This window comes from Rothia sp. ZJ932 (assembly GCF_016924835.1).
Classification (GTDB): domain Bacteria; phylum Actinomycetota; class Actinomycetes; order Actinomycetales; family Micrococcaceae; genus Rothia.
The window spans coordinates 1,667,390-1,685,656 of record NZ_CP070480.1 but is presented as its reverse complement, the minus strand read 5'-3'; the positions used below and the strand labels follow the sequence as shown (position 1 = coordinate 1,685,656).

The following is an 18,267-nucleotide window of genomic DNA, read 5'->3' as shown; positions in this document are numbered from 1 at the left end:
GCGTCGTGCGTACTACCACGGGGCCTTAGCTCAGCTGGTTAGAGCAGGGGACTCATAATCCCTTGGTCGCGGGTTCAAGTCCCGCAGGCCCTACATATAAATACGCAAAACCCCCGTTTGACTAGGCTAAACAGTCAAGCGGGGGTTCTTCATTCGGGGGTTGGAACTGCCTAAGGTGTCCAAGAACTGTCCAATTACAAAACCGGCGCACCAAAAAGAACACCCAAAGTTTTAGACGCATTCGGCTGTTCACTGAGCTTCTTGATGTAGTACTCCTCAGTAATTTTTTCTGAGCTATGCCCGAGCAACTGAGACGCAACAGCAAGTGAATCATTACTACTTACCAAAGTCGCCACCGTCTTACGAAAAATATGCGGCGATATATCCCGCCCTAAGTTGGCACCCTGAATCTGTTTCCTGAACCGGGATCGGTAATTGTTCGGGTCTAGTATCGTCCCCTTACCCGAGGGGAATACGAACGCGTCAGAGGTCGCCCACGCTGTAGACTCTGCATACGCCGGGATATGATTTTGAGCGCGGTCACGTAGGATTGCCGCTAGTTCATCTGGGATAAAGACCATGCGTAATGATGAATCTGATTTAGTCATTTCCTGCCGGTGTGCTGGCTTGCCCGCGTAGGCTTGTGCGAAAGTTCCGGTGAAATGTATTGCTGCTCGTCCCGGCGTGAGGTCTACGTCTTGCCACCGTAGAGCCAGTACCTCGCCTATGCGCCCGCCTGTGCCTAGCATGACCTGAGCTACGGTGAGAATATCGCCGCTTAGGGCGCTGGTGACTCGCTGTACTTCGTCTAGTGAAAGTGCGTCTACTGCCTTTTTGGTGTGCCCTGATTCTTTTTTGAGTTTCAGCCCGGCTGTTGGGTTTATCTGTATCGCGTCGTACTCACGGGCTAAATTGAACATGTTTGAGAGCACTGTTTTAGTTTGTTTGGCGCTGCTGTACCCGTGGGTGTCTTTTATTCCGGTGAGGACGTTGTGAGTAATTCCGGCGCTGCATTCTTTGAGGGTTAGCCCTTTCATGCGCGGGATAATGTAGGTGGTAATCACGCCCTCATAGCGGCTGAGGGTGTTTACCGCGCGGTTCTCGCTCTTGTATCTTTCGAACCAGATGGTGGCGAGTTCGGTTATTTTTGTTCCGGGGTGAATGCTGTTGTGTCGGTGGGGTGCGTTGTACTCAGTAATTTTTGCTTTGAGCGCTGTTTCTGCTTTGTAGGCTGATGCGCCGCGGGCTCTGACTCTGACTATTTCCCCGGTGTGGGTGCGTAGTCTGGTGTCTGCTTGGTAGGTTCCGTTGGGTAGCGCGGTGGTTTTGATTTTGCCGTGAGTCCCTAGCGGCTTAACTTCGCGCGGCATTTTTAGAACTCCCAAAAGACTTTAGGAGAAAACCGTGCGCGGTCTTCTTCGGTAATCTGGTAGTAAGGAGATTTGGGAAAATCTTCATTACGAATAACTTTCTTATGGTTCCCGGTCTCAATGCCAAGCGATGTGAGCATATCTTTTTTCGGCATTCCAAGTGGCGCTTTAAAGTCAGTCGGCAGCTCACTATCAGAGTCATTTTCAAAATCATAGACTATCTGGAAAACCGCAAACGGGAAAGTAGAGATATAGATATCTTGTTTCCACATGTCCCATATCTTTATTTGTTGCTGCTCTGCCATTTTTGCTCGTATCTCCACCCCGGCACTGAGCGATATATGTTCTAGTTCTCCAATTCTGCATTGACGTTCAAAATCTCTTGCTAGGGCTTCTTGGTCTAAGGCGTATGCTTTATTAGCAAGATTTGGATAAGTCACACGCGCGTGATAAGCGCTTTCCATAATTTGGTTTCTTATCTCTGCCAGGGATTGCACAAAAGATAGTTGTGTTGTGAGTAGGGCATTTGAAGAAAATCTTAACTGGCTTATATTTAGCTCAGAGAAAACTAAGTATCCAGGAACTTTTGGACTGTTCGGGGAAAAGGAAAATTCCTTTGCTGGTTCAAAGATGTCCCAGATTAATGCTTGTTCTGGGATGCCGAACGTCTGTGCAAGAACTGCTAGCTCATGTGCTGTGATTGATTTTTTAGCACCTGATTCAAGATTTGCCAGCGAACTGCGGGGAATGGTGTAGCCCGTATCGCTCGTTAGCCTACTCAACTTCTCGGCACTTATGCCCAACTTTTCGCGGTATGCACGCAGATTTGCAGCCACTCGGTCGCTAAACTCTAGCGCCCAAACCTTTTGTTCCCCCTTGGCGGGTGCGGTTTTTCGTGTAGTCATGTCCTAATCGTAGCAAGTATTGCCATTTTTTTAGGGTTGATATACGATATTTTGAAGATGATTAATATTCATCTAAATCAGTCCTAATCTAATCAAGAGTGTGAGATGCAAACCAAAATTGTTGAACAGGCTGACCCCACGCAGGTCATTCTTGACGCTAAAGCGCTGGCAACGCGTGAGGGCGTAAAGCTGAATACCGTACGAGTCTGGGAAATGAAAGGGGTCGCCCCTAAATCTTTCAGACCCGGCGGCGGGCGGCTCGTACGCTACCGACTCAGCGACGTAATCGAATGGGAACAGTCCCACATGAACGCGACAGCGTAGAAAGACAGGTGGAAACGTGGCAACACCCCTAGCCCTCGAAACCCCGCGCTCGCTGGAATGGCGCACCCGCGCCACCCGCCGCGCCATAGAACTAGCAACCACCGGGCGCACCTTCACCGCCGATGAACTACACACCCCAGCAGTCGGTGAACCTAATCATCACACTAAATGGGGTTCAATCATGCGAGATAAACAGGTGCTCAAGTGCGTTGAGTTCATAGGCTATACAAAATCAACGCGTACCGGCGGCGTACTGTCGGTGTGGCAAGGTCGCCCCCTGATTGCTCAACAGGTCTTGCAAAGCCTTGAGCAAGACGGGGAACATACGGCGTAAGCACCCGCCACCTAGTAAGGAATAAAAAGGAATGAGAAAACCGAAACAACCCAATACGCGCGGGTTCTATGAACAGCGGCGCGGGCATGAAAAAAGCGCTCACGGTGAATCAACCGCCAAGAAGATAAGCACCGCGAGCGCTCGCAAAAAGGGTGAACCTGCTAGTGAGTCCAGCAAGACCACTAGCGGGGGCAACCCCACCAGATACCCCAATTACAAGGGGTTCATTTTCCAGAACAGACATTACCGTTTCGGGTTGTGTCTACTACTTGAAAGGGCTATCTAGCTATGAATCAGACTATCAACACCCCTAGCGTATCTGTTGGTGAGGCACACCAAAGCCCGGCAGCTGAGTATCTGCACTATATCCCGGTTGTAGGGTGTGAGCGTGCCTTAGAGCGCGGTTCAGGGGTAGTTATCGCCTTGTGTAGTGAGTCCCTAGAAGTGGGTAGGGATAATGTTGCTGCTGCTACTGCTAGCGGGGTTTATGCTCAGTTGCCGGTGTGTCCTGAGTGTCAGCGCGTTTACCTGTCCCTACCCAGCGGCAGCGGTGAGCGCCCTACAACCACGGCAAGCGGCGCACCTGCTGAGGGCGCTGTGCCAGTAATACAGGTGGGGGATATTCAAGTGCCCACCGGGTTTACCCCGGCAGGAGACGCGGCAACCGGTGAGCTGTTCTACTTCGAACGCGCCGGTATTAAGAACGAACTGCTAGAGACCACAGCCATTATCTACCCTGAGAATAACCCTGCTCTTGAACCGCGCTATGTAGTGAGCGTGCCTCAAGATGATTTGACCGCTAGCGAGGTTCGGCAGTTACTGGGTGAGCTGCTGGCATGGTGGGCACTTGAGGAGTCACGCCCGCTAGCGGCTGAGGGCGGGCAGGGGGTAGAGAGTGTTGCCTAATGCAGATGACTACCTGCACCTTTTACGTCACACAGGGCAGTCTTTACCGCGTGTGGGTGAGCAGGTCACGGCGGTGTGTGGGTATGCCTTTATTGTGCCTGAACCTATCCCGTTTGCGGCTGCTTTGGACGCTGCACAGTGTTTGCAGGTGTGCCCGGCGTGCGAGTTGCTGGTGAGGAATTGGAGCGGGTTAGAAGAACCGGCGGTGAGCGCATGAGCACCACAACCTTAGAAACGGCTCTGAACGCCCTAGAGAACGGCATTAGCCTTATCCCGATACGCCGCGACACGTCCAAAAGTCCCGCCGTGAGCTGGAAACCATTTCAGAGCACCTTGCCCACACCGGAACAAGTGAAAGGCTGGTTCGCTGGTAATAGCTACGGTCTAGCAGCTATCACCGGCAGGGTGTCAGGAAACCTTGAAATGACGGAAATAGAGGGACGCGCCGCGCACCTCTTACCGACCATACAAGAACGCCTAAGCCAAGAACACCCCGAGCTATCACGCGCCTTGAGCGGGTGGGTAGAGCGCTCGCCCTCTGGCGGGGTGCATTGGTTCTACCGCGTGGACTTGCCCGAGGGTCAGCCTATGAGCGGCAATACCAAGATAGCGCGTATGCCCAACACTGATACCGGGGTACTTGAGGTCTCAGCAGAAACCCGCTCAGAGGGTGGCTACACCGTGATAGCACCAACACCCGGGGCGCACCATGCTACGGGCAACCGGTGGCAGCTTATCAGCGGCGGCTTGAGCACTGTGCCTGTGATTACCCCCGCCCAGCGCACCAGCTTTCACCGGCTCTTATGGGAGGTGTGCAACCTTGACCCCTCACTGTCAGTACCCGGGGTGCAAGAGAGCCAACCAGCGCCCAGCGCACCGGCGTATGTTCCCCGCCTTGCTGCACCAACCCAGCGCCCCACAGGGGCAAGCCCTCTTGATGATTGGGCAGAGCAAAACGACTTAGTAGAAATACTGACCGGGCACGGGTGGACGCTACACGGCAAGCAAGGCAACAGAACGCTCATGACCCGCCCCGGCAAGAAACGCGCGCACGGCAACAGCGCAACTGTTTTCCAGCAACCAGACGGGCGGCAGGTACTGCACGTTTTCAGTTCCAACGCCGCCCCCTTTGAAGCGGAAAGAAGCTACTCAGCACCTCGGGTGCTGGCACTACTCACCTACGGAAACGAGGACATGAGACAACTTACTAAAGACCTACGCGCGCAAGGCTACGGGCAACCATTCACCCCGCACCACACAAAGGCGGCAGCACCCTCTAGCGAGCGCGTACACAGCAATTATGAGGGGGTCGGTAGTACCGATACCGCCGGGGTAATCGCTGAAACTGAGCTAGGGGTGAGCGAGCGCTATGTGAAAGAGCACCAAGCAGAATTGGTTTTCGCTGACTCAGAGCCGGGTAAATGGTTCAAGTGGGACGGCACGCGGTGGGTGTCAGACCCTAATGCGCTCGCTGCTAAGAAAAAAGCTCTCCAGACGGTGCAGAAACTGCCCCAGCAGACGCAAGAGCAGCGCAAGTTCAAGGAAAAAATGCAGAACGCCCAGCGGATAAACGCGGTTCTTGATTTGGCTAAACCGAGCCTAGCAATCAGCGAAAAAAGTTTTGATACTCACCTCTTGGAACTGAACACGCCGGGGGGAATGGTGGAGCTGTCTACCGGGCACATAGGAGCGCACGACTCTAGCCATTTTCACACGATGATTACCGGCGCTACCCCTGCCCAGCAGTGGCGCGGCGGTGAGTGGGATAACTTTCTGAGCAGCGTGCTACCTGCTGAGGTGATTGATTACTTGCAGCTGGTGATAGGGGCGGCGCTCTATGGGCAGATATACGAGCACACCTTTATTTTCGCTTACGGTCAAGGCGCTAATGGTAAGAGCGTTTTCTTCAATACGCTGCAACACGTTCTAGGGGACTATGCCACCAGTGCAAGCCCTTTGATTGTCACCACTGACCGCAACCCGAACGCCCGTCAAGATGAGCATTCTTTGTACAAGCTCAAGAGCAAAAGGGCTGTTATCTTGCCTGAAATCAACGCCGCTGACGCTTTGAATGAGGGCAAGATTAAGCGCCTGACAGGTGGGGACGCGCTCTATGTGTCGCGTATGCGGGCAAATGCTGAGGAAATAACCCCTACTTTTTCCCTGTTCTTGGTGGGTAATCACAAGCCCCTTATCCCTACAGGTGGCGGGCTTTCGATGTGGCGGCGTATTCGGGTCATTCCCTTTACTCGCACTATCAGCCCCGATGAATTAGACCCGGAACTTGAGCACAAACTTTCACGGTTGCACGGCGGTCAGGTGTTGGCGTGGTGTATTGAGGGCGCATGGCGCTACTGGAAGGGCGGTAAGAAGATTCCCGTTCCCGATGTGGTGCAAGCAGCGACTAATGAATATGAGCTTGCTGCTGATCCTTTCGCGGGGTTTTTGGCGGGGTGGTGCTCATTTGGGGCGGGTCAGGCTGTGCCTATTAGGACGCTCAAGGACGCGTTCGTAAATTACTGTCAGGTGAACGGGGTTCAAGGGAACTGGCAAAAGGACGCGTATAAGCAGCGGCTTGAAAGGTGCGGGGTGACCGATACCAAGAGCGACAGCATAAGGATTTATCGGGGCATAGGTTTGTTGGCAGAGAACGAGCGAGAGGACTAAGGCACAGGGCTGAGGCAGCCGGTTTGCCGGTTTTGGTCTACCGTTTTCGGGTGAGTTTTAGGGGCGTTTGACGAGGGACAAACGCCCCTTTTTCGTGCCCTTTTCTATGTCCCTTATTGCTGGTGTTCACCTTGCCAAGAGCCCAAAATACCCATCTAGCTAACAGTAAATACCCAGCATTCACACAGAAAGGGACATAGGAGGGACAAACGAGGGACAAACTTTTTAGGGTCTATGTCCCTACAAAAACCCTGTAAATACAGGGCAAAACAACCCATAAGGGACAAACGGGGCGAACTTTCTTATATAACAAGCCTAGGTAAAAAAGGGGGGTAATAATTTAGTGGAGCTGATAATAGAGAATCTATGTCCCGTTTGTCTCTGTCAGCCGGTGGCGGTTAGAGCACCGTCATCTCTCGACCACACCCTGAGGGGGCTAATATAAGGGTCACCAGAATGTGGAGACCCTTTGAGGGACTTTTCAACCGTTCGGGTAAAAAGTGTTTCACCTCTTACCTGCGTCTGCGCAAAAGGGTGTGAATAAAACTCATACCCCTCTTATTACCCGCGCTCGTCTATGAAATTCATTGGCTTTAGCCGCAGCCGGTATCTACCTCCACAATGCAGAGGGAGCTTTCGCGAACCCTTTCTACGATATTCGTGGGCTTTCTTGTATCCGCGCTCGCTTGCGGTTGCTAGTCTGGGCGGTCACCCGTACATGAAGAATCGATGACCGGAATAGTAATCCTGTCATCCGCCTGCCCGCGCATGAGGGGCTTTAGCTGGTGTACGAAAAACGTACATCTGCACCAGCTACACAGATTATCTGTGTAGCACGCTTGCCCGTGTATGAGGGGGCTTTCTCGTGCCCGCCGACCATCTGCACCAACCGATATTATGTTCATATCGGTTGCCCAAGACTTCCTAGCCACCATGAACGTAGGGGGTAGACCCCGCCGCCATCTGACCCTTGACCGCTAGCGCATAGCACCTGTGATGATGCACAGGTTCAGAACTCAACAGGCGGGGGAATAACACCCTGTGGATAGGGTCAGTATTTTTCACCCGTTCGTTGAGGTTACAACAGAGCAAGAGCAAAGGGACGACAACGCCACCAGCAACACCCTGCTTTGCCCCGCCCCGGAGTGCCGCCGTCCTTTCTCTCCACGGGGGTATCCCCTCCCCTCCTACCAGCCAGTCACACCCCTCGGTATAGAGAAATATCCCCCCGGCAACTTTCCACAAACACAAAGGGCAGGTGATTTTCAAAACCGCCGATTTGGTGGTTTTGAGTTTCAGCTGTTGCCGCGGATGAATGAGCAGCTGTGGGTGTAACACCCACAGCTGGTGGCGAGCGCGGTTCAGGCTGTAGCTGGCAAAGGGTGTGCCCCTGTGTGCGCATAAACCGGCGCGCCGCAGATAGGACATCGCATATTTATCAACTCCAAAGCGGGTTATTCTAAACCCCTGGCAACCGTACAGACCTCTAGTGACAGACACCACCGAACGGGGAAAAAGGGGGCGGGGAGGGGGTGGGGTTCCCCCCCCATGCTTTTTATGCGGTGCTGGTGGCGAGCTTCTTGCTTGACCTTGTTCTCTGAGAGGGTGGCAAGCCACATCGGCACAGCGCCCTTATGCAGAGCGGTCATTTCACGGGTCTTCCCGTCCCAAGCAACCACCGAGATTTTCTCGGTAGTTGCCCGGGGTGGGCGTGGTGACGGCAGAGCAGGGCAGAGAATTGCGCTCGCTGTTGGTGGTGCATGGGGTGGGTGGTGTCCATGAGGTAGCTCTGTGGCACTGCTGGGCGGGCGGGCTAAATAGGTGTCCAAAAACTGTCCAATTACAAACGAAAGAAGATGAATAAAAAAGAATCTCACCACACTAAGGAATCGGCGTAAAGCCTAGTCAGAGCCTTATTTTTCATTCTCTATAAATATAGATGAACCCCGCTTTTTCTAATCCCTTGGTCGCGGGTTCAAGTCCCGCAGGCCCTACATATAAATACGCAAAACCCCCGTCTGGCTTGGCTCAGTCGGGGGTTTGCTGTGTGCTTTCACCGGGGTTGCCCGAAGTGAAAACCGTGGAGGGATGCCGTAGATATCTTGAGGGGGAACTGGGCAACCCCACTCTAAAGACGGAGTACCCCTTAATAATTCCGGCGGTAAAACTACTGATGGGTAAACTTAGTTGCATAACACTTTCTCTGCCGAAAACGGAACAACCATGAAACGCACATCGCTTCGGCGCCTCACGCTCTCTTTAGCAGCTCTCACTTTCTTCGGGGCGCTGACCCCAGCACTGGCTGCCCCATCTACACCTCAAGCTGGCGCCTATGCCCCGCCCCTCCGCGTCCTTGCTGAAGATCAAGAAACCATTGAACGCAACGCCCACCCCACGGTGCTAGCTGAAACTGACCAGATCATCGTCAAGTTCGCTAAGGACGTCAGCGAGCAGACTAAAGAGAGCATCGTCGAAGAACTCACTGACACTACAGCGGTCACCGAGAGCGCCGATATCGTCAAAGAAACCATTGCTGGGGCTGAGGTAATTGACGCGGGTGCTTTTCTTGATAAAGCTGAGCAAGCAGAGGCTGTTGAAAAGCTAGAAGAAAACCCCAACGTTGAGTACGCAGAGCCGGATTACATTATTGCCGGCGGTTTAGCGGCAATTCCCGGCAATCCACCGAATGACCCCCACTACGCTGGTTATCAGTGGAATATGCGCGCCATTGACGCCGCGGGTGCTTGGCGCTTTGCAACCGGGCAGGGAATACGCATTGGTGTGGCAGATACGGGTCAGACATCCCACCCTGATCTCAACGGGAAAATGCTACCCGGGTATGACTTTGTTTCAACGATTGATCACTCCCGCGACGGAGATGGACGCGACCCCAACCCTAACGATGAGGGTGATTGGGGTCCCCATTACTCTTTGGTCTCAACCTGGCACGGAACCCATGTTGCCGGGATCGCCGCTGCCTCAACCGATAACGGTATAGGTGTTGCCGGTGTGGCGCCCAACGCCCAGATTCAGCACGCACGCGTCATGGGTAAGGACGGCACCACCTACGTTTCAGACCAGGCAGCCGGTGTGGCGTGGAGCGCCGGAGTTCCTCAGGCGGGTGTGCCCAACAATCCCACACCCTCTCACGTGGTTAACTTTTCTGAAGGTATCGTTATGCCTACCGGACGCTGCCCTCAGGTTATGCAGGACGCCGTGAACCTCGCGCACGCCCGCAACGTTCCGGTGATTGCTTCGGCGGGTAACCAGGGTATTAACGCCAATACAGTGATGCCCGCTAACTGTCTGGGCGCTATCGTGGTGGGATCAACCAGCATCAATAACACAATGGTCGGTTATTCTAACTGGGGTCCAATGCTCGATGTATTGGCTCCCGGTGGCAACTCAGCTGCGCCCTTGTGGTCAACAAAGAATACCGGCACCTATACCCAGGGGGCTGCGTCCTATGGCTATTTACACGGCACCTCAATGGCAGCGCCACACGTGACCGGAATTGTTGCCCTGATGAAGGAACGCGACCCGAATCTTTCGGTAGAGCGTATTCGCGAAATTCTCAAAGCTACAGGAACCTCTGTTAACGGTTACCTGATGGTGAATGCCCGAAAAGCAACGGAAGCCGTTGTCCTTGTACCGCGTTTTGCGTTGACCGGAGCAATTGGAAACTACTACTGGGGCCGTGGCGGTGCCACGCACTTCGGTCAGCCCCTCGGCGCTGAATTTCCTCTACGCGATGGCGGGTACGCCCAAAACTTTGATTCTGGAACAACTATTTACTGGTCGCCTTTCACCGGTGCCGCACCCGTCTACTTCAATGGCGCTATCGGATCTTTCTACCGCACAGCCGGTTACGAAAACGCCTACGGTTACCCCACCGATGCGGAGCACATCTTAGGACCCGGAGCAATCCAAAACTTCCGCACCGCAACCGGGGTAGAAACCGCCCTCATCTGGTCACCGCAGGGCGGTGTACAAACCCTCAACCTCAAGGGCGCTCTCTACTGGCACTGGCGCAATAACGGCTTTACTCGCACACTGGGCTACCCGGTCACAGGTGAGGTGCCTCAACCGGATGGCTCTATCACTGTCACTTTCACCAGCGGCGTGAAGCTACGGTGGACACCCACTGGGGGAGTGACGCGCGTTGGCTTCACCGATATCACTGGTTCTAGCTTCGCACAAGAAATACGGTGGCTCTCACAAGCAGGTATCAGCACCGGTTGGTCAGACGGAACCTACCGTCCCTATCAAACAGTGAGCCGCGCTGATATAGCTGCCTTCCTATACCGTCTAGCGGGTTCCCCTACCTACACCGCACCGACAACCCCCAACTTCAAAGACCTACCCACTACCCACCCCTTCTACCACGAGATTTCCTGGCTAGCAGAAAACGGTATTAGCACTGGTTGGTCAGACGGAACCTACCGACCAGACCAAGCCATTAACAGAGACGCCATGGCAGCTTTCTTTTACCGCATGGCAGGAGAACCCGCGCACACTGCTGCTACACGCTCGCCCTTTACTGACATCACCGCCAACGACATGTTCTATCATGAAGTGTCTTGGTTTGCTGCTACCGGTATAACAACCGGTTGGTTGGACGGCACCTTCCGCCCCCGTGCCACCGTCACTCGTGAGGCAATGGCAGCTTTTATGTACCGCGCTGACCAGAAACAGCTGCTCAAAAAACGCGGCTAAGTAAATGCCACCTGTTCGAGCAATCGTCCCCTCTGAGCCGAAAAGTCAATGGGTGGCAACGCACCTACCATAGAACCCGAAAACCTTTTCACTCACACACAAGAAAGCACATACTCTATGTCTGCCCTTCTCTCACGCTTTCGAGCGCTCAAAAAGGTGGGTTTGGCGGCAGCGGCAGCAACAGTGGCTGCAGCGCTCGCTATGCCACCGGCGTCCGCTTACCCCGATGGTCCTTGGTTCGTTGCCGGTAAACCTTACGTAACAACTGGTCAGTGGGTACCCTGACATAACATCACCATTGGCGATCTCGCTGATCCCGATGTCTTCCAAGAAAATGGCACCTACTACGCCTACGGTACGAGCATGGGCGGAGGCAACGTCCCCCTGATTACTTCCACCGACCTGAAAAAATGGACGACCAACCAGCGATACACCCCTGTAGTCAGCCCCGCAGGTCGCAAGCCTGCGAACGCCTCTGATTATTGGTACAACGATACTCTGGCTCTACCGGGCACCTGGGTTAAGCAACAGCCCAACTGCAATACGGCAGTTTCAGGGTGTTTTGAAACCTGGGCTCCTTCTGTTGAGAAGGCAGCCAATGGAAAATACGTGATGGCGTATGTTGGTATTCAGGCATACAGGGGAAACGAAATTGCCTGGCTTTCTGCAACCGGTATTTCAACAGGGTGGCCTGACCGCACTTTCCGTGCGGTCAGCCCCGTGAAACGCGATGCGATGGGTGCTTTCATGTACCGACTCAGCAATCACGGTGCCCTACGCGCCTACTAGTTCTTTGCAGTAGTCGCTCTCAACTCTCAAGGGGTGCTGTACGTCCATGCCAATGTATTTGGGTATTTTCACAAGGGACGTACGGCATCCCTTGGCGATTTAAGGTAGGCAGTACGGGGTGTCTGTCGTCTATGCCGCAAAATCATCGGTAATGGGTAAGAGAACGGAGGGCGCACCTTCACCCAGAAGTAGCAGCGGGTTCAGATATTCCTCTGTCTCTTTCTCTCGCACGCCCCAGTGCAGGCAGTGCCCGCCGCCCGCGCAATGTTCAATACTGGCGTCCATTACAGCAATTACCTGCCCCGCCTCAACGCGCTCACCGACTGGCAACGGTTCAGCGACAGGCTCAAAGCTGGATTTACGCCCGTCGCTGTGGGTTACGGTAATCACCTGACGGTCAACTACCGTTCCCGAAAAAGTAATTTCACCGGTAGCAGGGGAGTAAACCTTAGCCTCCGCATCAACCCTAAAATCAACGCCGCGGTGCCCTGCCTGCCACTTCTTCGCGGGCTTATCGAACTCCCGATCTACTAAATAAGGATGTGTCACCGGTGGGTGCCAGCTGGGTAAGGATGGGGTGGATTCAGCAATTGCGGGGGTGCTTCCTACCATAACCCCTAGCATCACTATTGCCAGCGCAACCCGTATTATGGTCCGGGAGCTCACGCGGCGCGTCCACCGTTGAAGATAAAAATGAAAAGAAGATAAATACTGGGTGCAGTTCATGTAACGAGCGAACCACAGATACGTCGATTGGGGGAGTAAAACCCTTAAATCTGTGGATAAATACCCCCTTATCAACTTTATCCACAGGTAAGTGGTGTGTGGGGTATCACTCAATCCTTTCCTTTGGTGCATTTTGCCTCACAAAACCGCTGAATGCACCACAACCTGGGGTATAGTTGGTGCTTGCAGTTTGCCTTTCGTAAAGAACTTTACGAAAAGACAAAGAACGCACTTACACGCGTGTTCATCGTTAGTTACCTAACGATCTGACAACGCGCAAACCCGCGCACATGCTAAGGCTCAACAGCTCCGTAAATTCTTGCGGTAGCAACCGATCCCTTACGCAGTGATAAGAGACCTTCGGTCTGCACCAGCAGTCAGGGCTCGACGGTGAAAACTTCGTCACTTCTTCGAAGATTACCGGCGGTTTGCCAGGGGCAAAACAATAAGAGTTTGCCGTGTAACCGATAACTACTATGCGCGTGGCAGATCTAGCCTGGAACCAGGGGACTGCCCGGCACCACTTTCTAAAGGAGACGACATGCCCGTCGTAACTATGCGTCAGCTGCTCGATTCAGGTGTTCACTTTGGTCACCAGACCCGCCGCTGGAACCCCAAGATGAAGCGCTTCATTTTCACCGAGCGCAACGGCATCTACATCATCGACTTGCAGCAGTCACTCGAATTCATCGACAAGGCATACGAAGCAGTCAAGACCACCGTTGCACACGGCGGCACCGTACTGTTCGTTGGTACCAAGAAGCAGGCTCAGGAAGCAATTGCTGACCAGGCAACCCGCGTCAACATGCCCTACGTTAACCACCGCTGGCTCGGTGGTATGCTCACCAACTTCCAGACCGTTTCAAAGCGAATCGATCGTATGAAGGAACTTGAGCAGCTGGACTTCGACGATGTCGCAGGCTCACAGTACACTAAGAAGGAACTCCTTCTGCTGCGTCGCGAGCACGAGAAACTTGAGAAGACCCTTGGCGGTATCCGTAACCTCACCAAGGCTCCTTCACTCATCTGGATCGTTGACACCAAGAAGGAACACCTCGCGGTTGACGAAGCTCAGAAGCTGAACATCCCCGTTGTTGGTATTCTTGACACCAACGCAGACCCGGACGAAGTTGCGTTCCCCATCCCCGGTAACGACGACTCAATCCGCTCCATCAATCTGCTGACCCGTGTTATCGCGGACGCGGTTGCTGAGGGTCTGCTTGAGCGTAACAACAAGAAGGCTGGCAAGGCTGATTCAACCGAAGAGCCCATGGCTGAATGGGAAAAGGAACTGCTGGAGCAGCACGAAGCTGCAAAGTCAGAAAAAGCAGAAGAGTCAGCTAAGTAAATAGCTTGAACAACATAAGACGGTACCCCCTTTGATGCAAACGGTGTGCCGTCTTATGTTCCCCGCAGAGCCTTACCTCTTGCGAAAGTGGCGAGGTGCTGTGCCCCACAAACCTTTGAAATCAATAACTTAGGAGTTCACACTATGGCGAACTACACTGCAGCAGACATCAAGGCACTGCGCGAAAAGACCGGCGCTGGCATGCTCGACGTCAAGAAGGCTCTCGACGAAGCTAACGGCGATCAGCAGAAGGCAATGGAGATCATCCGCGTTAAGGGTCTCAAGGGTGTCACCAAGCGTGAAGGTCGCGCAACCGCAGAGGGCATCGTAGCCGCTCGCGTTGAAAACGGCGCAGGTTTCATGGTTGAAGTTAACTCAGAAACCGACTTCGTGGCTAAGAGCGAGCCTTTCATTGCTTTTGCTAACAACGTTCTCGAAGCAGCTGTTTCAGCGAACGCTTCAACCCTGGACGAACTCAAGGCAGCTACCGTTGACGGCAAGACCGTTGAAGAACTGACCACCGAAGCTGGCGCATTGCTGGGCGAAAAGGTTGTTGTTCGTCGCGTAGCACGTATTGAGGGCGAAAACGTAGCAGTTTACCTGCACAAGACCTCAAAGGATCTGCCCGCACAGGTTGGCGTTCTGCTGGCTGTTGAGGGTTCAAACACCGACGAGGTTGCACACGACGTTGCAGTTCACATTGCTGCTATGTCACCCAAGTACCTCAACTCAGATGCTATCTCAGCAGACGACATCGCAGCTGAAAAGCGCGTTGCTGAAGAGACCGCAGCAGCTGAGGGCAAGCCCGAGCAGATTATCCCCAAAATTGTTGAGGGTAAGCTCAAGGCTTTCTACAAGGAAAACACCCTGCTCGACCAGGACTTCGCAAAGGACTCCTCAAAGTCAGTTGCTCAGGTTCTGTCAGAAGCTGGTGCAACCGCAACTGCTTTCGAGCGTTTCCGCGTAGGTGCATAAGGTTTTCACCACCTGCCACTGCGTGTGTGATATACACGTAATTTAGTGGTGACATTGGGGGAGTACCGCAACGGTGCTCCCCTTTGTCGTATGCTTTTCTAGAGCCTGCAAAGGTGCGTTTGCAAGCGCTTTTGCCCGATTATTCTGTGGAGGATCCCATGACCGAGACCGCAACCAAGATTAATAATGACGCCACCGGACGCCGCCGCGTCCTTCTGAAGCTTTCTGGTGAGGTTTTTGGCGGTGGCAAGGTAGGCATTGATACCGAGGTGATTCGCGGTATCGCTGAGCAGATTGCGTCCACCGTAGGCAAGGTCGAGACTTCGATTGTCATTGGTGGCGGTAACTTCTTCCGCGGTGCTGAACTGTCAACTGCCGGTATGGATCGCTCACGCGCTGATTACATGGGCATGCTCGGTACGGTGATGAATTCACTGGCCTTGCAGGATTTCCTGGAGCAGGCAGGTATCGATACCCGTGTGCAGTCAGCCATCACCATGCCGCAGGTTGCTGAGACTTACATTCCTCGTCGCGCTATCCGCCACATGCAAAAAGACCGCGTGGTGATTTTCGGTGCTGGTGCTGGCTTGCCTTACTTCTCCACCGACACTGTTGCCGCGCAGCGTGCTCTTGAGATTCAGGCGGACGAGGTGCTGGTTGCTAAGAACGGTGTAGATGGTATTTACACTGCTGATCCCAACAAGGACCCCAATGCTGAGCGTCTTTTTAGCCTCACCTATGATGAGGCGATGCAGCGCGATATTCGTGTCATGGATCAGACCGCTTTTGCTCTGTGCCGCGATAACAAGGTTTCAATGCGTGTGTTCGGTATGCAAGGTGAAGACAACGTGGCTCGCGCTATTTTGGGCGAGAAGATGGGTACTCTCGTTACCGCATAAAACAGTGTGTACACCCTGACTCGATGCTAGAGGCAAAAGAAATCTAGTAATCGGGTGTTTGGGTGTTTAGAAGTAGCCCGGTCAGTGACTGGGCTACTAGACTGTTGAGAGAGAAATAATATTGGGTGGGGAATACTCCTCGCCGCTGCGGGATGAAAACCTGTAGTTCTATATAAGGAGAAACGCCTATGATCGAAGAAATCTTGGCTGAAGCTGGCGAAAAGATGAATAAAGCCATTGACGCTGCAAAAAACGAATTTTCAAACGTTCGTACCGGTCGTGCGAACCCCTCACTGTTCTCATCATTGACTGTTGATTACTACGGTGCGCCGACCCCTTTGCAGCAGCTGGCTTCATTCCAGACTCCTGAGGCTCGTACCATTTTGATTACCCCTTACGATAAGGGTGCAATGAGCGCCATTGAGAAGGCTCTGCGCGACTCAGATTTGGGTGCTAACCCCTCAAATGACGGCAACGTTATTCGCATCGTGATGCCCGAAATGACTGAAGAGCGTCGTAAAGAATACATCAAGTTAGTCAGCCACAAGGCTGAGGACGCTCGTGTTGCAGTGCGTAACGTGCGTCGTCACGCCAAGACTAGCATCGATAAGCTCGTCAAGGACGGCGAAATTGGTGAGGACGAGGGTACTCGCGCTGAAAAGGAACTCGACGGTTTGACGAAGAAGCACGTTGAGACCATCGATACCTTGCTGAAGCACAAAGAAACTGAGCTTTCGGAAGTCTAAACGATTAAGGTCTGTATCTATGAGCGAGAAGCTCTCTGAAGGTACAGCGAGCCAGCCCCAAAAATCTAAGGCTGGTCGTAACTTACCTGCCGCCATCACTGTCGGGGTTGTTCTCGGTGGCTTGCTGGCGGTGGGTTTGTTTTTTGTACCGGTTATTTTGGTGTGTTTAGCTGCCTCTGCTACTGCTGTGGGTGCCTGGGAGGTAACGAACGGGCTGAACCAGAAGCGCGGCATGGGTGTTCCTGTGATTCCCGCGGTGGTTGCTGCGGCAACGATGCCTTTTTTTGCCTACTACGGTGGAGCCCAGTGGCTTATTTTTGGCGTGGTAGCTTCTAGCTTGCTAGTGATTATTTGGCGGCTCTTCGGTTCGAAGAACGGCATGATTATGTCAATCATGGGCTCGATGTTCGTGATGGGCTGGGTGCCGTTTCTTATTTCGCTTGCGCTTTTGCTCTATCGCGAAGATACGGGCGTGGGTAAAGTCTTTACGATTGTTGTCATGGCAATTGGCAACGACACCTGGGGCTATATTGCTGGTGTGCGGTGGGGCAAACGCCCTATGGCACCGAAGATTTCTCCCAAGAAAACGTGGGAGGGCTTTGCTGGGTCGATGCTTGGATCCTTCATTGTTGGCATCATCTGTATGGTGGTGATGGGTGAGCGCTGGTGGTTTGGTCTTATTATTGCTTTCTTCTTGGTGATTGCTTCAACGGTGGGTGATTTGGCTGAGTCCATGGTGAAGCGCGAAATTGGTATTAAGGACATGAGCAACATTCTGCCGGGGCATGGTGGGGTGATGGATCGTTTGGATTCAATCGTGTTTGCTATTGCTGCGGGGTACGTGATTTTTGAGTTGCTTGACCCCTGGTCGCTGAGCCTGTAAGTGGAAGGTAGAAATGATCGTGCAGAAAAGAATTTCTGAGTTTGCTCTGGCGAAGGGGCGTAAGGTTGGCTACAGCGTTGAAGCTGTGGATGAGTATTTTGATGAGCTTGCTAATGATTATGAGAGCTTGCGTGCCGGTGAATCTGCCTCCGGTGGTTCGACGGCGCGTTCGATACGCATGAAGAGCTTCCCTCCAGCACCCGGCGGCTATTGCATTGAGGACGTTGATTCGGCTCTTGATCGCGTTGAGGATCGCTTCGCGGCGATTGAGCGTCGGGGGTTTATTGCTGAGCATGGGATGAGCGCTTGGAGCGCCCACATTGAGCAGCTTGCTGAAACGATTATGGGTAGGTTACAGCGTCCGGCTGGTCAGCGTTTTAGACACCCCTCAAAGAAGCTGACCAAAGGGTATCTTATTGCTGATGTGGATTCACTGTGCCAGCAACTGGCAACCGAGTTTAAGATGTCGGACGATGTTGACGTGCAGCTGATTCGTGGTGCTGTTTTCCGTTCCGCTACGGGTGCTAAATCGTACGATGAAACCCAGGTGGACGCTTTTTTGGATCGTTGCTTGGATTTGATGCACTACCTGAAGTAGGTTGTGAGGTATTCAGCGCCTGTGCTGGTGTTAACCGCTCTTGCCCCTGTGGTGAGGGCGGTTTTCTTATACCCGATGTGT

16 protein-coding genes and 1 tRNA gene are annotated in these 18,267 nt (G+C 53.3%); 14 read left to right on the top strand and 3 right to left on the bottom strand.

Annotation, left to right across the window (positions count from 1 at the left end; genetic code table 11):
• The first annotated feature begins 19 nt into the window (after nucleotides 1-19).
• Nucleotides 20-93, top strand: a tRNA-Ile gene (locus JR346_RS07715).
• 101 nt (nucleotides 94-194) lie between these two features.
• Here the strand turns inward: JR346_RS07715 and JR346_RS07710 are convergent.
• Together JR346_RS07710 and JR346_RS07705 are read right to left on the bottom strand one after the other, a co-directional pair.
• The gene (locus tag JR346_RS07710; RefSeq protein ID WP_205482143.1) at nucleotides 195-1,370 is read right to left on the bottom strand and encodes a site-specific integrase; all 1,176 of its coding nucleotides are present in this window, start codon (nucleotides 1,368-1,370) and stop codon (nucleotides 195-197) included.
• 2 nt (nucleotides 1,371-1,372) lie between these two features.
• Nucleotides 1,373-2,275 carry a helix-turn-helix transcriptional regulator gene (locus tag JR346_RS07705; RefSeq protein ID WP_205482142.1) on the bottom strand — a complete coding sequence of 301 codons (903 nt, stop codon included), beginning with the start codon at nucleotides 2,273-2,275 and terminating at the stop codon, nucleotides 1,373-1,375.
• A gap of 105 nt (nucleotides 2,276-2,380) precedes the next feature.
• Between JR346_RS07705 and JR346_RS07700 the strand changes: the two genes are divergently transcribed.
• The 7 genes from JR346_RS07700 (at nucleotide 2,381) to JR346_RS10410 (ending at nucleotide 12,011) form a co-directional block, all read left to right on the top strand.
• A complete protein-coding gene (locus JR346_RS07700; RefSeq protein ID WP_205482141.1) occupies nucleotides 2,381-2,599 on the top strand; it encodes an AlpA family transcriptional regulator in 219 nt (72 codons plus the stop codon).
• A gap of 16 nt (nucleotides 2,600-2,615) precedes the next feature.
• Nucleotides 2,616-2,933, top strand: coding sequence for a hypothetical protein (locus JR346_RS07695; protein WP_205482140.1), 318 nt, complete (start codon nucleotides 2,616-2,618; stop codon nucleotides 2,931-2,933).
• A gap of 288 nt (nucleotides 2,934-3,221) precedes the next feature.
• Complete coding sequence (locus JR346_RS07690; protein ID WP_205482139.1) at nucleotides 3,222-3,839, top strand: hypothetical protein; 618 nt, start codon at nucleotides 3,222-3,224, stop codon at nucleotides 3,837-3,839.
• Between the two features lie 213 nt (nucleotides 3,840-4,052).
• On the top strand, nucleotides 4,053-6,506 hold the full coding sequence (locus JR346_RS07685) for a phage/plasmid primase, P4 family (RefSeq protein WP_205482138.1): 2,454 nt from the start codon (nucleotides 4,053-4,055) through the stop codon (nucleotides 6,504-6,506).
• A gap of 2,223 nt (nucleotides 6,507-8,729) precedes the next feature.
• Nucleotides 8,730-11,222, top strand: a complete 2,493-nt coding sequence (locus JR346_RS10415) for a S8 family serine peptidase (RefSeq protein WP_240333913.1) — start codon at nucleotides 8,730-8,732, stop codon at nucleotides 11,220-11,222.
• Nucleotides 11,223-11,339: 117 nt separating this feature from the next.
• Nucleotides 11,340-11,507 (top strand): hypothetical protein, encoded by a 168-nt coding sequence (locus JR346_RS07675; protein ID WP_205482137.1) that lies wholly within the window; start codon nucleotides 11,340-11,342, stop codon nucleotides 11,505-11,507.
• Between the two features lie 78 nt (nucleotides 11,508-11,585).
• Entirely contained in the window at nucleotides 11,586-12,011 is a 426-nt protein-coding gene (locus tag JR346_RS10410; RefSeq protein WP_240333912.1) for an S-layer homology domain-containing protein, read from the top strand.
• A 129-nt stretch (nucleotides 12,012-12,140) separates the two neighbouring features.
• Here the strand turns inward: JR346_RS10410 and JR346_RS07665 are convergent, their stop codons facing one another.
• Complete coding sequence (locus tag JR346_RS07665) at nucleotides 12,141-12,623, bottom strand: M23 family metallopeptidase (RefSeq protein ID WP_204877318.1); 483 nt, start codon at nucleotides 12,621-12,623, stop codon at nucleotides 12,141-12,143.
• Between the two features lie 655 nt (nucleotides 12,624-13,278).
• Between JR346_RS07665 and rpsB the strand changes: the two genes are divergently transcribed.
• The 6 genes from rpsB (at nucleotide 13,279) to JR346_RS07635 (ending at nucleotide 18,186) form a co-directional block, all read left to right on the top strand.
• On the top strand, nucleotides 13,279-14,085 hold the full coding sequence (rpsB, locus tag JR346_RS07660; protein WP_204877317.1) for a 30S ribosomal protein S2: 807 nt from the start codon (nucleotides 13,279-13,281) through the stop codon (nucleotides 14,083-14,085).
• A gap of 144 nt (nucleotides 14,086-14,229) precedes the next feature.
• Nucleotides 14,230-15,060 (top strand): translation elongation factor Ts, encoded by an 831-nt coding sequence (tsf, locus tag JR346_RS07655; RefSeq protein WP_204877316.1) that lies wholly within the window; start codon nucleotides 14,230-14,232, stop codon nucleotides 15,058-15,060.
• 158 nt (nucleotides 15,061-15,218) lie between these two features.
• Nucleotides 15,219-15,959, top strand: a complete 741-nt coding sequence (gene pyrH / locus JR346_RS07650) for a UMP kinase (protein WP_204877517.1) — start codon at nucleotides 15,219-15,221, stop codon at nucleotides 15,957-15,959.
• Between the two features lie 188 nt (nucleotides 15,960-16,147).
• The gene (gene frr, locus JR346_RS07645) at nucleotides 16,148-16,705 is read left to right on the top strand and encodes a ribosome recycling factor (protein ID WP_204877315.1); all 558 of its coding nucleotides are present in this window, start codon (nucleotides 16,148-16,150) and stop codon (nucleotides 16,703-16,705) included.
• Nucleotides 16,706-16,724: 19 nt separating this feature from the next.
• Nucleotides 16,725-17,588 carry a phosphatidate cytidylyltransferase gene (locus JR346_RS07640; protein ID WP_204877314.1) on the top strand — a complete coding sequence of 288 codons (864 nt, stop codon included), beginning with the start codon at nucleotides 16,725-16,727 and terminating at the stop codon, nucleotides 17,586-17,588.
• Nucleotides 17,589-17,607: 19 nt separating this feature from the next.
• Nucleotides 17,608-18,186 carry a DivIVA domain-containing protein gene (locus tag JR346_RS07635; protein ID WP_204877313.1) on the top strand — a complete coding sequence of 193 codons (579 nt, stop codon included), beginning with the start codon at nucleotides 17,608-17,610 and terminating at the stop codon, nucleotides 18,184-18,186.
• Nucleotides 18,187-18,267: the final 81 nt, after the last annotated feature.

Excerpts from the sequence above, each read along its gene's own strand:
- JR346_RS07665 (WP_204877318.1), bottom strand. The coding sequence starts at position 12,623 with ATGGTAGGAAGCACCCCCGCAATTGCTGAATCCACCCCATCCTTACCC.
- tsf (WP_204877316.1), top strand. The coding sequence starts at position 14,230 with ATGGCGAACTACACTGCAGCAGACATCAAGGCACTGCGCGAAAAGACC.
- JR346_RS07690 (WP_205482139.1), top strand. The coding sequence starts at position 3,222 with ATGAATCAGACTATCAACACCCCTAGCGTATCTGTTGGTGAGGCACAC.
- JR346_RS07685 (WP_205482138.1), top strand. The coding sequence starts at position 4,053 with ATGAGCACCACAACCTTAGAAACGGCTCTGAACGCCCTAGAGAACGGC.
- JR346_RS10415 (WP_240333913.1), top strand. The coding sequence starts at position 8,730 with ATGAAACGCACATCGCTTCGGCGCCTCACGCTCTCTTTAGCAGCTCTC.
- JR346_RS10410 (WP_240333912.1), top strand. The coding sequence starts at position 11,586 with ATGGGCGGAGGCAACGTCCCCCTGATTACTTCCACCGACCTGAAAAAA.
- frr (WP_204877315.1), top strand. The coding sequence starts at position 16,148 with ATGATCGAAGAAATCTTGGCTGAAGCTGGCGAAAAGATGAATAAAGCC.
- JR346_RS07700 (WP_205482141.1), top strand. The coding sequence starts at position 2,381 with ATGCAAACCAAAATTGTTGAACAGGCTGACCCCACGCAGGTCATTCTT.
- pyrH (WP_204877517.1), top strand. The coding sequence starts at position 15,219 with ATGACCGAGACCGCAACCAAGATTAATAATGACGCCACCGGACGCCGC.
- JR346_RS07675 (WP_205482137.1), top strand. The coding sequence starts at position 11,340 with ATGTCTGCCCTTCTCTCACGCTTTCGAGCGCTCAAAAAGGTGGGTTTG.
- JR346_RS07705 (WP_205482142.1), bottom strand. The coding sequence starts at position 2,275 with ATGACTACACGAAAAACCGCACCCGCCAAGGGGGAACAAAAGGTTTGG.
- JR346_RS07710 (WP_205482143.1), bottom strand. The coding sequence starts at position 1,370 with ATGCCGCGCGAAGTTAAGCCGCTAGGGACTCACGGCAAAATCAAAACC.
- rpsB (WP_204877317.1), top strand. The coding sequence starts at position 13,279 with ATGCCCGTCGTAACTATGCGTCAGCTGCTCGATTCAGGTGTTCACTTT.
- JR346_RS07640 (WP_204877314.1), top strand. The coding sequence starts at position 16,725 with ATGAGCGAGAAGCTCTCTGAAGGTACAGCGAGCCAGCCCCAAAAATCT.